Below are 13607 nucleotides of genomic sequence, written 5' to 3'. Positions count from 1 at the left end.
AACGATCAAACGGTTAAACAAATACAAATGAACTATTTACTACCCTTATTTTCTGTACTTTTAGGATATAGCGTGGCTTTATTTATAAAACCAGAAAACAAAAATAATTTAAAATTATTACTCGCATTTAGCGGTTCTTTTTTATTGTCGTTAACCGTAATGCATCTTCTTCCCGATGTTTACGAATCGCACAATCATAATATCGGAATCTTTATAATGGTCGGAATTTTATTCCAGATCGTACTTGAATTTTTTTCAAAAGGTGCCGAACACGGACACGTTCACGGACATGCAAAAATGTCTCAAATTCCATGGCTTTTATTTATCAGCCTTTGCATTCACGCTTTTTTAGAAGGGTTTCCAGTAAGCCATCATCATGGTTTAGCAGTAGGAATTGCCATTCATCATCTGCCAATTGCGGTTATCTTAACAACATTTTTCATTAATGCAGATTTAAACAAAAAAGCCATTTTTGCCTTCATGCTGACCTTTGCCCTCATGACGCCACTTGGAACTGTAGCTTCAGAATATTTACCGTTTTTAAGTAAATATTACACCGAAATAACAGCAATTGTAATTGGAATTTTATTCCACATCTCCTCAACAATCATTTTTGAAAGCAGCGAAGGGCATAAATTTAATATCGCCAAAGTTTCGATGATCGTTCTCGGAATTTTACTAGCATTCTTTTTATAACAAATTACTTCGATAATGTGTCAATTAAACAATATGATAATTTTCTAATTGACACATTATCTAATTTTAATTCCCAGTTCTCTTTTTCTCGTCCTGATTTCCAAAAGCACGCTCTTTCACATTAATCTTTTTATTTCCGAAATTGTAAATCACAGACAAACGCACAAAACGATTACTTTCATTTTGACTATAAACCTGTTTCACACCATTTACAACCGAAGTGAAATCTTTCAAATAAGAAGTATTAAAAATATCATTGGCTAAAAATGCAATCTGAAGAGTTTTATTCAACAAATCCTGTTTAAAACCAATATCAAAACTTGAAGCATAACCAATCTCATACAAACCACTTTTAAAAGGTGAACTATAATTAAAATCAATTTGAAGTTTTGTGCTTTTTCCTAATATAAAAGTATTATTCGTTGTAAAATCAATCTGTAAACTGTTTGATGGCGTTGCATTAATATCTTTTATAAACTCCGTTTGAGCACCTAAAAAGTACAAAGTATTTTCACTCTGCCACCAATCTGTAAAAGTGGCTGAATAAGTTTCTCCAACACCATAATTTATATTTTTAAAATAATTTTCACGTGTTACAATCTGCGTATTCGTTTCTGGATTTGAAGTAAACAAAACGCCATAACCATTTGAAACTAAATTCACAAAAACGCTGGTTCTCAAAATTTCTTTATAGGAATGTGCAAACTCAAAATTATCACTAAATGAAGGTTTTAAAAACGGATTTCCTTCAGAATAACTGTTACTATTAATATAAACTCTAAACGGATTCAGTAAATCAAAACGTGGTCGGTTGATTCTTTTTCCATAATTCAGACTAAAAGTATTGTTCTCGTTTTTCTTGTACGAAGCATAAAAAGTTGGAAACAACTTCAAATAATCATTTACACTTTCCTGATTCATGGTTTCAGAGAATCCGTTTGTTTGTGTGTTTTCAAGTCGCAAACCCACTTGCAGATTCCACTTTTCATTTATTTTTTTATCTCCATTAATGTAAAACGCCTGATTATTTTCAGTGTATTTAAATTGGTTTGACTGACTAGGATCTAATTCGGGAGTTCCAGTAATCGTATTGTAAAAAACCACATCGCTTATGCTATTTGTAAAACTCACTTTTGCACCATAAGACAAATTAAAAGTTTCAAACGGATGTTCCATATCTGCCTTAAAACTCCAGTTATTAATATCTTGGTTGGAAATATTTCTTCCCGACTGATTGATATCAATAAATTCCATATCTGGATTAAAATTGTTCGCTATAAAATCTCTATCAAAAGTTGAGTTGTAATTGAAATAATCCACATCAAAGGATAATTTCTTTTTTGAATCAAATTTGGTAATCAAATGCGCGTTATAAGTCTGATTTTTGGAGCCTTTATCTGTAAAACTTTTATTCAAGGTAACCTGTTGCAATTCGTTTTGTGTATTGTACTTTTCAATTCTAATATCCGATCCAAAATCAGGATTGTTTCTGTCATTCATAAACTGAAAACCAATCGTTGTACGTTCAGAAAAATCATAATCTGCTGCCAGTTTTCCTGAAAAATTCTCATTTTTAACTTTTGTATCGGCGTACATTGTAGAAAGTCCATCAGGAAAATACATGTCTAAATTCTCTTTAGAGTTTTTATAACCCGTTTTACCATTCACACTTGCCGAAAATCTAAACTTATTTTTGCTATAGAAAAAATTATCTCTTAAAGTGTAAATACCATATTTGTTCTGATCGTAAGAAACTGTAGTCGAATTTTTCCACGAATCTCGGACTCCTTTTTTCATAATAATATTGATGAGTCCACCTGTTCCATCTGCTTCATATTTTGCGGGCGGATTGCTTATAACTTCAATGTTTTTGATATCTGCAGCCGAAATTGATTTCAAGAAATTGTTGAGTTCTTCGCCAGTCAATTCAATTAAGCGTCCATCGATCATAACGCGCGAAGTTCCCTTTCCTAAAATTGTAATCACGTCGTTTTTCACTACAACTCCAGGCGCAGTATTAATAGCGCTTAAAGCGTCGCCGCCAGTAGTTGTAACATTGTTTTCGAGATTATAAACCAAACGGTCTGTTTTCTGCTCAATAGTTTTCTTTTTAGACTGAACAACAACTTCTACTAATTTGGTTTCGTTTTCTTTTAAAATAATAGTTCCTAAATCGGTGTTTGTTTCTAATGAAATTTCTTTTTCATAATCAGCAAAACCTAAAAGACTGATTTCAATTTTATAAGAACCGTTTTTAAGGTTGATTTCAAAAGAACCATCTTCTTTAGCTGTAGTTCCATCAATAATTTTCCCTTCTTTATTTAGTATTGAAATTTCTGCCCATTCTAAAGATTTGGTTTCGCTAGCGACTTTCCCTTTTAGTGTAGATTGTGCTAAACAAAATAAAGGCAATAGTAAAAAGATTAGGAGGTTTAATTTTTTCATGATTTCTAATTTTAACTTGTTCGATTAATTTGAAGCAAAGTTGCCTTAGAAAATCTTCCTACGCGACCGACAAAAAAAGTCGAACCTTTTTCTCAAATAGAAATTGGTTCGACTTTATTAGGTAAGGCGTTCGACTTTTTACAAAACCTTTATTTTCAACTATTTCTGTAGGCTGTCGGCGTTAAATTGGTATACTTTTTAAATGAAGTATTAAAAGAAGATTTTGAGTTAAAACCAACTTCGTACAATATTTCTAGAATAGTTAATTGACTTTTTGATCGATCTCTTAAAATTTGCATGGCTTTTTGGATGCGATATTCGTTCACAAAATCAAAAAAATGCTGATCGATATGATGATTTATTAAAATAGATAAATCGCGAACGGGAATACTAATCTGATTGGCCAATTCCTGAATAGTAAGCGACGGATCGAGAAATGGCTCTTTCTCAATCATATATTGTTTTAATGTACTAATTTGTGCGTTGATCAAATCATTTTGTTGGGTTACAGCTTCTGGCTTTTCATCAATTTCTGGCAGAATATCTTTTGTTAATACTAATTTAGAATTTACACCTCTAAAAAGTTCTGGATATTTTAAAGCTTTCATTATAAACCAGCACGTTATAAATAAAGCTATGGTCCCTACCAATACATTGGCCCAAAGAAAAACCTCTCTAAAACCACTATATCTCAGTATATTTTTTAAAGCTACAATAGAATGTGCAACAAGAAACACACAAGTCATTTGAAAAAGCCATTTATAAGTAGAAACGCTCGGATTGGTATAATTTTCTAGATAAATTTCTTTGTATTTCTTCAAAATCAAAAATACACTTACGATATAAAAAATGTACTGAAATTCTATTAAAATCTGTATAAAATAAATCTCAGACATTTGATTGAGAGGACCTATAAAATTTCCTTCTTCAATACTTTTATAAATTCTAGGAATAAAAAGTACGTTTACCACGATAAAAGGAAGAAGGTGAATGGTATGTTTCCATTTTAATCTAAAATCAGAATAACAGACTGCCAGTACATAAAGATAAAACGAAGGCATACCTAACAAACAAAAAGTAGATCTAAAAATCTCTAGATTTCGATGATTCTCAGTATACATATACATAAAAAACCCGCTGAGATCAATAGCCGAAAAAATAAAGAACAAAGCAAACAAGCGGTTTGCCAGTTTATTTTCTGTTTTTACGGTTAGCAGAAAAAATGCCATTAATAAGGAAACGAAAACAGAAATTCGAGCAATTCCCTGTAATAAATCTAATTGATCCATCTATCTTTTTATATTAGACAAATATAATATTTTCGTTTTTGTAACAAAGCCACCATAAAACCGTCTTTAGAGAGAAAAAATAGACGAAAAAAAATGATTTTAAATCTCTGAGACTTTGCAAGATTGAAATAAAATATATTAATTTTGACGAGTCTAAATAACGATAAAATGACATTTACGAAAACTACTGAACAAGCTTCAAAATATGAACATTTAGAGAAGATGTCTGTTCATGAATTGTTATCTAATATAAACAAAGAAGACAAAACTGTGCCGTATGCAGTCGAAAAAGCTTTGCCTCAAATAGAAGCTTTGATTCCGCAGATAGTAGACAAATTAAAACTTGGCGGCAGATTGTTTTATATTGGAGCAGGAACTTCTGGCCGACTTGGTGTTGTTGATGCTTCTGAATGTCCGCCAACTTTTGGCGTTCCTTTTGACTTAGTAAATGGCATTATTGCAGGTGGAGACACAGCAATTAGACGTGCAGTAGAAAACGCAGAAGATAACCCTACACAAGCTTGGATTGATCTTCAAAACCATAAAATCGATTCTAATGATGTTGTAATCGGAATTGCGGCTTCAGGGACAACTCCTTATGTTATCGGGGGCTTAGAAACTTGTAACCAAAACAACATTATTACAGGTTGTATTACTTGTAATGCTGGAAGTCCGCTGGCATTGACGGCGCAATTTCCTATTGAGGTTGTAGTTGGTCCAGAATTTGTAACTGGAAGCTCTAGAATGAAAGCTGGAACTGCACAGAAACTGGTTTTAAACATGATTTCGACTGCAGCTATGATTAAGTTAGGAAAAGTAAGAGGAAACAAAATGGTCGATATGCAGTTGAGCAATGTAAAACTGGTTGATCGTGGCGTAAAAATGATTATGGACGAGATTTTGGTTTCGTATGACGAAGCTTCTGAATTATTGAAAAAATATGGCAGCGTAAGAAATGCTGTTGACAATTATAACAAATAGAGGTTTTCTGTGAATTGTTTCTAATGATAAGACAAAGATTTTTCAAAACTTGAAACATGAAACTTGAAACTTTGCAAACATGAAACAAAACCATGGCAACAAACAGACAATTATTAGGAAAAGGAATTAAATATTTAACAGGTGCTTTGCCTTTAATGTTCCTTGGGCCAACATTGATATATAATGCTTTTCAAAATCAGCATACCAATTGGCATTATTTAGTTTTAGGAATTGGAATTTTGGCTTGCTTATCTTCTATGCTTTTGATCTTTTTGGGATTGAAAATTATTATGAAAGGTATATTTAATGATTAAGAACTGAAAACTTAAATTTCTAAAATACTTATGGAAGCTCTAATTCACATTCAGAAAACATTTGAGAAAGTTGTTTATATTGACAAAAAAATAAATAATCGCGAGTTTGAAGATTGTGTTTTTAAAAACTGTGACTTTTCTAACAGTAATTTCAATTCTAACACTTTTTTGGATTGCGAATTTATTGACTGTAATCTTTCTATGACAAGTTTGGCAGGAACAAGTTTAAAGAACGTCACTTTTAAAAACTGCAAACTTTTAGGAATTGCATTTAATGAATGTGATGATTTTCTATTTCAAGTTTATTTTGATGAATGCGTTCTCGATTATGCATTATTTTCAAATAAAAAAATGCCAAAAACTAAGTTCGTTAATTCTTCTGTTCGTGAAGTAACTTTTATTGGAACCAATTTAACGAGTTCTGTTTTTGACAATTGTGATCTTGATGGAGCTATTTTTAATGAAACACAATTAGCATCGGTCAATTTTAAAACCGCTTACAATTACAAAATCGATCCTGAATTTAATCCGATGAAAAAAGCGCAATTTTCTACTGATGGAATTGTCGGGTTATTAGATAAATATGATATCAAAATCGTTTAGTTATGAGTGCCGATCAATCTTATCTAGAAAGTGCCAGAAAGCAGTTTTTATATTATAAAACTCTTGGCGAAAAAGCCATTGAGCAACTTGAACCTCAACAGCTTTTTATTAGTGTAAATGAAGATACCAACAGTATTGCCACAATAATAAAACACATTTCGGGCAATATGCTTTCCCGCTGGACTGATTTTTTAACTACCGATGGTGAAAAAGAATGGCGCAATAGAGATTCTGAATTTGAAAACGATTTACAATCTAAAGAAGAAGTTCTCGAAGTCTGGAACAAAGGCTGGAATTGTCTTGAAAATGCTTTACAAAGTTTAAAATCAGAACAGCTTTCAGATATTATTTATATTAGAAACGAAGGTCATACGGTTATTGAAGCTATCAATCGTCAATTGGCACACTATCCGTATCATGTCGGACAGATTGTTTTTTATGCCAAACAGATGAAAAACAGTGAATGGAATAGTTTATCGATTCCAAAAAACAAATCAGGAAATTATAACGCTGAAAAGTTTGCCAAAGAAAAAGAAATCAAGAACTTTACCGATGATGAATTAAAAAAATTGAAATGATAAAAGCTATACGCTTTAGGCTATAAGCAAAACTGCTTATTAATTAAAGCTTAAAGCCTATTGCCTAAAGCTTAAAGCATAAAAAATGAAAAAAATAGTATTCTTATTCCCTATTTTGGTTTTAGCGTCATGCTATAACGCCGAACACAATTGCAAGGATTTTAAAACTGGTAAATTTAAATTTGAAACTGAAGTTAACGGCGAAAAAAAAACAACTTATTTTGAGCGTAAAGACGATATAGAAATTGAAACCTACGAAGGAAAAACCGATACTGCAACCATACGCTGGGTAAGTGACTGTGAATATGTATTGCAAAAGAAACATCCTAAAAATATGGCCGAAGAAAAAGCGATCAGCATGAAGATTTTAAACACTTCTAAGGATTCTTATACATTTGAATTTGGCTTGGTTGGTTCTGAAGAAAAACAGCGAGGTACAGTTTATAAAGTTGATTAAATAATAAAGTTCCAGCTTGGAGCTTTTTTTTGCCACAAAGGCACAAAGACGCTAAGGATTTATTTCTTTTCGACTTTGTGCCTTTGTGGCAAATTATTATAACGTGTTTCTTTTACATTTCTATTTAAAATAGTACATTAGAACTCTAATCTAACCAAATGAAAAATACCATTTCGCAGAGAGTTGCCGATTTTTTAAAAAATTATCCGCCGTTTAATTTTCTTCATCAGAGAGATTTAGAAAAGCTTTCTGAACAGATTTCTATTATTTATAAAGAAAAAGATGCTGTCATTTTTGCTGAAAATGACAAAACCCACGATTCTTTTTATGTGGTTCATAAAGGCGCTGTGGCACTTAAAAAAAGCACTAAAAATACCGTTTTAGATATGTGCGATGAAGGTGATATTTTTGGATTGCGTCCGTTATTGGCACAAGAAAATTATATAATGGAAGCTGTGGCTCACGAAGAAAGTATCTTGTATGCCATTCCCATTGCGGTTTTTAAACCTTATGCACTCGAGAATAGAAACGTTGGTAATTTCTTGATTGAAAGTTATGCTTCAAACACTCGAAATCCGTATTCAGACATTCATAAAGATAAATTATATGGTGATGATCAGTTAAATGAAAATCTGCATTCGAGCAATCATTCTTTTGACTTGGCGCCCATAAAATATTCAAAAAAAATTGTGACCTGCAGTCCTTCAACTACGGTAAAAGAGATTGCAAAAATCATGAATAAGAAAAAAGTTGGTGCAATTTTGATTGTTGATGAAATGCTTCCAATTGGTATTTTGACAGATAAAGATCTTCGAAATAAAATCGTTACAGGAGATTTTCCTATTACAACCACTGCCGAAATGATAATGACTAAACCTGTTATTACCTATCCTAAAAAAATGACCGTTACCGAGGCGCAAATGGCAATGATGAAAAGTAATATCAGTCATTTGTGTTTAACGAAAGATGGAACAGTAAATAGCAAAGCAGTCGGTATTTTATCGAAACACGACGTTATGGTTGCGCTCGGAAACAATCCTGCAGTTTTAATTAAAGCCTTAAAACGAACTAAAAAAATTAAGGAAATAAAACCTATTCGTAATCGTATTATGCAGTTATTGCAAGGCTATTTGGATCAAAATATTCCGATGACTTTGATTACGAAAATCATTACTGAACTTAACGAAGCTTGCACCAATCGTGTTATTGAGATTTGCTTAGAAAAAATGAGCAGTCCGCCACCCGTAAAATTTGCTTGGCTCGCGCTTGGAAGTCAAGGTCGTGGAGAGCAGATGTTACATACAGATCAAGATAATGCCATTGTTTATGAAAATGTAAATGACGTTTTTAGAGATGAAACTAAAATCTATTTTCTAAAATTTGCCGGACTTGTCAATAAGGGACTTTTTGAAATTGGATACGATTATTGTCCTGCCGAAATGATGGCTTCGAACCCAAAATGGTGTATGAGCGTAGACGAATGGAAAAGTCATGTGCATCATTGGATTACAAATCCTGGTAAAAATGAGGTCTTATTGTCCTTTATTTTCTTTGATTATAGTTTAACTTACGGAGATACCGAAGTAGCAAATCAATTGTCTGATTATATTTTTGAAGATTTAAAAGCTAATCCTATTTTTTATATGCATTTGGTGAGTGGAGCCCTGCAAAGCCCTTCTCCTACTGGTTTCTTCAGACAGTTTTTGGTAGAACAAGATGGTGCAAACAAAGATAATTTTGATATTAAACGAAGAGCTTTAATGCCATTGACAGATGCTGCACGTGTTTTAATTTTATCTCATTCGGTAAAATCGATTAGCAATACAGCAGAGCGCTTTGAAAAATTAGCAGAACTGGAACCTAACAATAGAGAATTATATCTATCATGCTCCTATTCGTTCAAAGCTTTATTGAAATTTAGAACCAAACAAGGTCTTTTGCATCATGATTCTGGCCAGTTCATCGAATTGGAATCTTTGACCAAAATGGAAAAAATTAAGCTGAAACGTACTTTTAAAACCATTAAGGAACTTCAGGAACTTATTTCGGTACGTTTTAATATCTCAAATCTGGTATAACAATGAGTTTATTTAATTTTTGGAAAAAAGAGGAAAACAATCTATTTGATGAAAGCATTACGATCGAAGAAACTCGTTTTGTGGTTTTAGATACCGAAACAACTGGTTTTGATTACGAAAATGACCGTATTCTATGCATTGGTGCATTAGTTCTTCAGAATGGTATTATTTCTATTCAAGAAAGTTTCGAAGTGTATTTAGAACAAGATCATTACGATAAATCGACCGCTCAAATTCATGGAATTCTAAAAGCATTTGTGATCCAGCGTCCAACCGAATTAGAAGCGTTGCAGCAGTTTCTAGATTTTCTAGGAGACTCCATTATCATTGCACATCATACTATTTTTGATGTTACCATGATTAATAAAGCTTTAGAAAGAAACGGACTTCCTCATCTCACTAATAAAACCTTAGACACAGCTTATTTGTATAAAAAGACTTTGATTCAATCTCATTTATTTGAACGAAAGGATCATTATACCTTAGATGATCTTGCAGACAAATTTGATATTTCTAAAAAAGATCGCCACACAGCACTTGGTGATGCCTACATTACTGCCATTGCGTTTCTTAAGATTGTAAAGAAATTGCGAGAGAAAAAAGCAATTAATTTAAATCAGCTTTTCAAACCTTAAGATTTTTTTATGAATCTTAACTTTACATTTAAGTACTATAATTTACCATTTAGTAATACTAGACTTATAAAAATTAGCAAAAAAGAAAAATAGCCATAACCTGTATTTTGTTTTTGAAAGATAGCTTTGTTCTAATCAAAAAAAACAAAAAAACAATTATGAAAGCTAACTTTTTAAAATCAATTACCTTGCTTGGAATTGCAGGCCTTTCTGTAATAAGCTGCCAAAATGATGACAAAGATTCGAATAGTGTAAATGCTAGTATCGATTTTACTTCGCATTCAAAAGTGCCACCTTTTGTTTATCCAATGACAGGTTTTGAAAATCTAAAAATCAGTACTTTAATTGCTAGTACAGATGTTCTTCCAGAATCTCCTTCTTTTGTTTATGGCGCACAGCCTGATGGAGCTGGATTAATGAAAAATCCAAATGGTGATGGATATATCATGATTACTAACCACGAAATTCTTCAATCTGTATCAAGAGTTTATTTAGACAAAACTTTTAAACCTGTAAAAGGTGATTATATTGTTGATGGTGTTGGTGGCTTAACTCGTTTATGTTCTGCTACATTGGCAACTCCAGAAATTCACGGATTTGGACCAATCTTCTTAACTGCTGGCGAAAGCGGACAAGAAAGTATGGTACACGGAATCAATCCGTTGGGACAATCTTCAGATAAAGCAAGAAAAGATAGGGTTTTACCAGCTTTAGGAAAAGCGAGTATGGAAAATGCTGTTCCGCTTCCTAAAGAAGCTTATCCAGGGAAAACTGTTATACTAATTGGCGAAGATCAGTCGTACGCGACTTCACACGTAAGTGCTGGACAATTAATTATGTATGTAAGTACTGTTGGCGATTTGTCTAACGGAAAATTATATGCTTTAAAAAGAACCGATGGCAATCAAGTTGAAACTGATATCAAATTAAATAACAGTTATCCAGTTGAATTTGTTGAAATTCCAAATGCAAAAAATCTTACCGGCGCTGTTATCAATACAACTGTTAACGAATTAAAAGCAATTCGTTTTTCTAGAGTTGAAGATGTAGATTACAGAAAAGGAAGCGCAAGCAACAATAGAGAAGTTTATTTTACTGCTACAGGTCAAGCAACCAACAATGCTCCTGTTGACGGTTACACGATGTGGGGAAGAGTTTACAAAGTGAAACTAGATGCTACAAATCCGTTAAAAGGAACTTTAGAACTAGCTGTTGAAGGTGACAGCACACCAGGAACTGGAATCATTAACCCAGATAACTTATGTGTAACTGAAAACTACGTTTACATTCAAGAGGATGGTGACAGCTACTACGCCGATGCTAAACACGATTCATATATCTGGCAATATAGCATTGCTACGAAGCAAAATAAACCTTGGTTAAACATGAACCACAAAAGAACCGATGCAGCCTGGAATACTTTATACAACCAAACTGGCGAAATGAGATTAGGAAGCTGGGAGTTTGGTGCTATGGAAGATATTTCAGATATCATTGGCGTTCCAGATACTTTTACAGTAAACATTCACCCGCACACATGGCAAAGTGATGCATTCAAAAATGCAGACGGTTCGGGAACTCAAACCAACAAAGAGGGTGGACAAACTGTAATTATAAGAAACGTACAGAGATAATAATTTCAGCCTAAATCTATTAACAACCCTTATTTTCGATAAGGGTTGTTTCTATTAAAACACTATTATGAAATTAAAATATTTTTCATTTCTATTTTTAGCCCTTTGTTTGTTCTTTTCATGTCAAAAAAAGGAAACTTCCAAAACAACAATCAACCAGAATCTTCTTGTTGACTTAAACAAATTAAGCAATGAAATTATCCAATTTCAAAAGCTTGTAGATCGCAATGCTTCTCCAAACGAAATTGTAGAACAGTTTAAAAAATCACGTTTATTCTATAAAAAAGTAGAATGGGCAATTGAGTATTTTATTCCTGAAACGGCTCGCTTTATGAATGGCCCAGCCTTGGATGAAATGGAATTGGAAGAAAACAGATCTTTTGAGCCACATGGTTTTCAAGTAATCGAAGATATGATTTATCCTGAATATAAAATCGAAGATAAAGAAAATGTAATAAGAGAATTGAATATTTTTCAATCTAACATAAAGCAGTTGAAAACTACATTTGAAGTAATCACTATTTCTGATGATTATGTTTTGGATGCACTTGAACAAAATATATTTCGTGTTATTGCTTTAGGAATTACAGGTTTTGACAGTCCAATTTTACAATCTTCAATTCCTGAGGCGGGAGAAAGTTTATTATCAATTTCTAAACCTCTTGAAATCATTAATTCCGATAATAAATCATTAGTAGATTTAAAGAAGTTAATCGCAGCAGCACAGCAATATTGTAAAGAAAACAATAATTTCAATGCTTTTGACAGAGCCTTTTTTATTACAGAATATTTGAATCCGATTTCGAAAAAAATTAAAACTTTTCAGAAAGAACTGAACATTAAAAACGTAAAAAAAACAAGTCCATTAAAACCCGAAATTGAAACTTTGTTTGACAAAAATGCCTTTGATGTAAATGCGTTTGTACTTTCTAAAGATTACAATTACACAACAGATAAAGCTAAATTGGGAGAAAAACTGTTTTATGACACCAACCTTTCAAAAAATAACGACAGAAGCTGTGCAAGTTGCCATCATCCAGAAAAAGCATTTACAGATGGTTTAAAAACAAACGTTTCATTAACAGGATCTAATCTTGCACGAAACACACCTACTCTTACGTATGCTTCTTTACAAAATGCTCAATTTTGGGATATGCGCCAATTAGACTTAGAGAAGCAAAGTGTAGATGTAATTCAGAATAAAGATGAAATGCATGGCTCAATGGATGCCATTCATGCTAAAATTCTATTGAATAACGAATATATCAGCCTTTTCAAGAAAGCATTTCCAAAAACTTCAAAACCTGAAGCCTGGCAGATTCAAAATGCTATTGCGAGTTATGTACGTTCTTTAAATGCTTTCGATTCAAGATTTGACGAATACATGAGAGGAAACAAAAACGCTTTGAACAATCAGGAAATAGAAGGAATGAATCTCTTTATGGGAAAAGCAAAATGTGCCACCTGTCACTTTACTCCTTTGTTTAACGGAACTGTTCCTCCGAGTTATTCTAAAAGCGAACATGAAGTTATCGGGACTCCTCAAGATGTTTCCGGTAAGAAATTGAGCGTAGATCAAGGGCGATATTTATACAATAAAATGCCTCAATTGGTTGGCGCTTTTAAAACTCCAACGGTTCGAAATGCAGCCATAACAGCTCCTTATATGCACAATGGTGTTTTTAAGACTTTAGAAGAAGTCGTTGATTTTTACAACAAAGGAGGCGGTCAAGGTTTAGGCTACGAAGTCGAAAACCAAACACTGCCATTTGATGAACTAAAAATGACTAAAATGGAAGAAAAAGCACTTGTTGCTTTTATGAAAACACTTACGGACAAAAAATACCAATAAAAACCAAAATAGATTTCAGTAAATCAAAAACGCCAGAACTTTAAG

Annotated in this window: 12 protein-coding genes; 10 read left to right on the top strand and 2 right to left on the bottom strand. The window is 32.7% G+C overall.

All coding sequences use genetic code 11. The annotated features are described in order from the left end of the window. The first annotated feature begins 27 nt into the window (after positions 1-27). A complete protein-coding gene (locus tag M0M44_RS14020) occupies positions 28-696 on the top strand; it encodes a ZIP family metal transporter (RefSeq protein WP_248726212.1) in 669 nt (222 codons plus the stop codon). Between the two features lie 66 nt (positions 697-762). On the opposite strand, the gene M0M44_RS14015 is transcribed toward M0M44_RS14020, so the two are convergent. Together M0M44_RS14015 and M0M44_RS14010 are read right to left on the bottom strand one after the other, a co-directional pair. Beyond that, entirely contained in the window at positions 763-3141 is a 2379-nt protein-coding gene (locus M0M44_RS14015) for a TonB-dependent receptor domain-containing protein (RefSeq protein ID WP_248726211.1), read from the bottom strand. A 155-nt stretch (positions 3142-3296) separates the two neighbouring features. After that, a complete protein-coding gene (locus tag M0M44_RS14010) occupies positions 3297-4430 on the bottom strand; it encodes a helix-turn-helix domain-containing protein (RefSeq protein WP_248726210.1) in 1134 nt (377 codons plus the stop codon). A gap of 168 nt (positions 4431-4598) precedes the next feature. Between M0M44_RS14010 and murQ the strand changes: the two genes are divergently transcribed. The 9 genes from murQ (at position 4599) to M0M44_RS13965 (ending at position 13562) form a co-directional block, all read left to right on the top strand. Further along, the gene (gene murQ / locus M0M44_RS14005; RefSeq protein WP_248726209.1) at positions 4599-5411 is read left to right on the top strand and encodes an N-acetylmuramic acid 6-phosphate etherase; all 813 of its coding nucleotides are present in this window, start codon (positions 4599-4601) and stop codon (positions 5409-5411) included. Between the two features lie 92 nt (positions 5412-5503). Further along, a complete protein-coding gene (locus tag M0M44_RS14000) occupies positions 5504-5725 on the top strand; it encodes a DUF6095 family protein (RefSeq protein WP_248726208.1) in 222 nt (73 codons plus the stop codon). Positions 5726-5755: 30 nt separating this feature from the next. Beyond that, a complete protein-coding gene (locus tag M0M44_RS13995; RefSeq protein WP_248726207.1) occupies positions 5756-6328 on the top strand; it encodes a pentapeptide repeat-containing protein in 573 nt (190 codons plus the stop codon). A 2-nt stretch (positions 6329-6330) separates the two neighbouring features. After that, the gene (locus tag M0M44_RS13990) at positions 6331-6906 is read left to right on the top strand and encodes a DUF1572 family protein (RefSeq protein WP_248726206.1); all 576 of its coding nucleotides are present in this window, start codon (positions 6331-6333) and stop codon (positions 6904-6906) included. A gap of 85 nt (positions 6907-6991) precedes the next feature. Next, positions 6992-7363: a DNA topoisomerase IV gene (locus M0M44_RS13985; RefSeq protein WP_248726205.1), complete on the top strand. Its 372-nt coding sequence runs from the start codon at positions 6992-6994 to the stop codon at positions 7361-7363. A gap of 158 nt (positions 7364-7521) precedes the next feature. Next, entirely contained in the window at positions 7522-9441 is a 1920-nt protein-coding gene (locus M0M44_RS13980) for a DUF294 nucleotidyltransferase-like domain-containing protein (protein WP_248726204.1), read from the top strand. A 2-nt stretch (positions 9442-9443) separates the two neighbouring features. After that, complete coding sequence (locus M0M44_RS13975) at positions 9444-10076, top strand: 3'-5' exonuclease (protein ID WP_248726203.1); 633 nt, start codon at positions 9444-9446, stop codon at positions 10074-10076. Between the two features lie 158 nt (positions 10077-10234). Further along, positions 10235-11710: a PhoX family protein gene (locus tag M0M44_RS13970; protein ID WP_248726202.1), complete on the top strand. Its 1476-nt coding sequence runs from the start codon at positions 10235-10237 to the stop codon at positions 11708-11710. Between the two features lie 67 nt (positions 11711-11777). Beyond that, on the top strand, positions 11778-13562 hold the full coding sequence (locus M0M44_RS13965; protein WP_248726201.1) for a cytochrome-c peroxidase: 1785 nt from the start codon (positions 11778-11780) through the stop codon (positions 13560-13562). Positions 13563-13607 lie beyond the last annotated feature (45 nt).

Source organism: Flavobacterium humidisoli (genome assembly GCF_023272795.1).
GTDB lineage: Bacteria > Bacteroidota > Bacteroidia > Flavobacteriales > Flavobacteriaceae > Flavobacterium > Flavobacterium humidisoli.
The sequence above is the reverse complement of the archived record's forward strand: the minus strand, read 5'-3'. Positions and strand labels throughout refer to the sequence as shown.

Coding starts and splice junctions, on each gene's coding strand:
- M0M44_RS14020 (WP_248726212.1), top strand. CDS start 28: ATGAACTATTTACTACCCTTATTTTCTGTACTTTTAGGATATAGCGTG.
- M0M44_RS14015 (WP_248726211.1), bottom strand. CDS start 3,141: ATGAAAAAATTAAACCTCCTAATCTTTTTACTATTGCCTTTATTTTGT.
- M0M44_RS14010 (WP_248726210.1), bottom strand. CDS start 4,430: ATGGATCAATTAGATTTATTACAGGGAATTGCTCGAATTTCTGTTTTC.
- murQ (WP_248726209.1), top strand. CDS start 4,599: ATGACATTTACGAAAACTACTGAACAAGCTTCAAAATATGAACATTTA.
- M0M44_RS14000 (WP_248726208.1), top strand. CDS start 5,504: ATGGCAACAAACAGACAATTATTAGGAAAAGGAATTAAATATTTAACA.
- M0M44_RS13995 (WP_248726207.1), top strand. CDS start 5,756: ATGGAAGCTCTAATTCACATTCAGAAAACATTTGAGAAAGTTGTTTAT.
- M0M44_RS13990 (WP_248726206.1), top strand. CDS start 6,331: ATGAGTGCCGATCAATCTTATCTAGAAAGTGCCAGAAAGCAGTTTTTA.
- M0M44_RS13985 (WP_248726205.1), top strand. CDS start 6,992: ATGAAAAAAATAGTATTCTTATTCCCTATTTTGGTTTTAGCGTCATGC.
- M0M44_RS13980 (WP_248726204.1), top strand. CDS start 7,522: ATGAAAAATACCATTTCGCAGAGAGTTGCCGATTTTTTAAAAAATTAT.
- M0M44_RS13975 (WP_248726203.1), top strand. CDS start 9,444: ATGAGTTTATTTAATTTTTGGAAAAAAGAGGAAAACAATCTATTTGAT.
- M0M44_RS13970 (WP_248726202.1), top strand. CDS start 10,235: ATGAAAGCTAACTTTTTAAAATCAATTACCTTGCTTGGAATTGCAGGC.
- M0M44_RS13965 (WP_248726201.1), top strand. CDS start 11,778: ATGAAATTAAAATATTTTTCATTTCTATTTTTAGCCCTTTGTTTGTTC.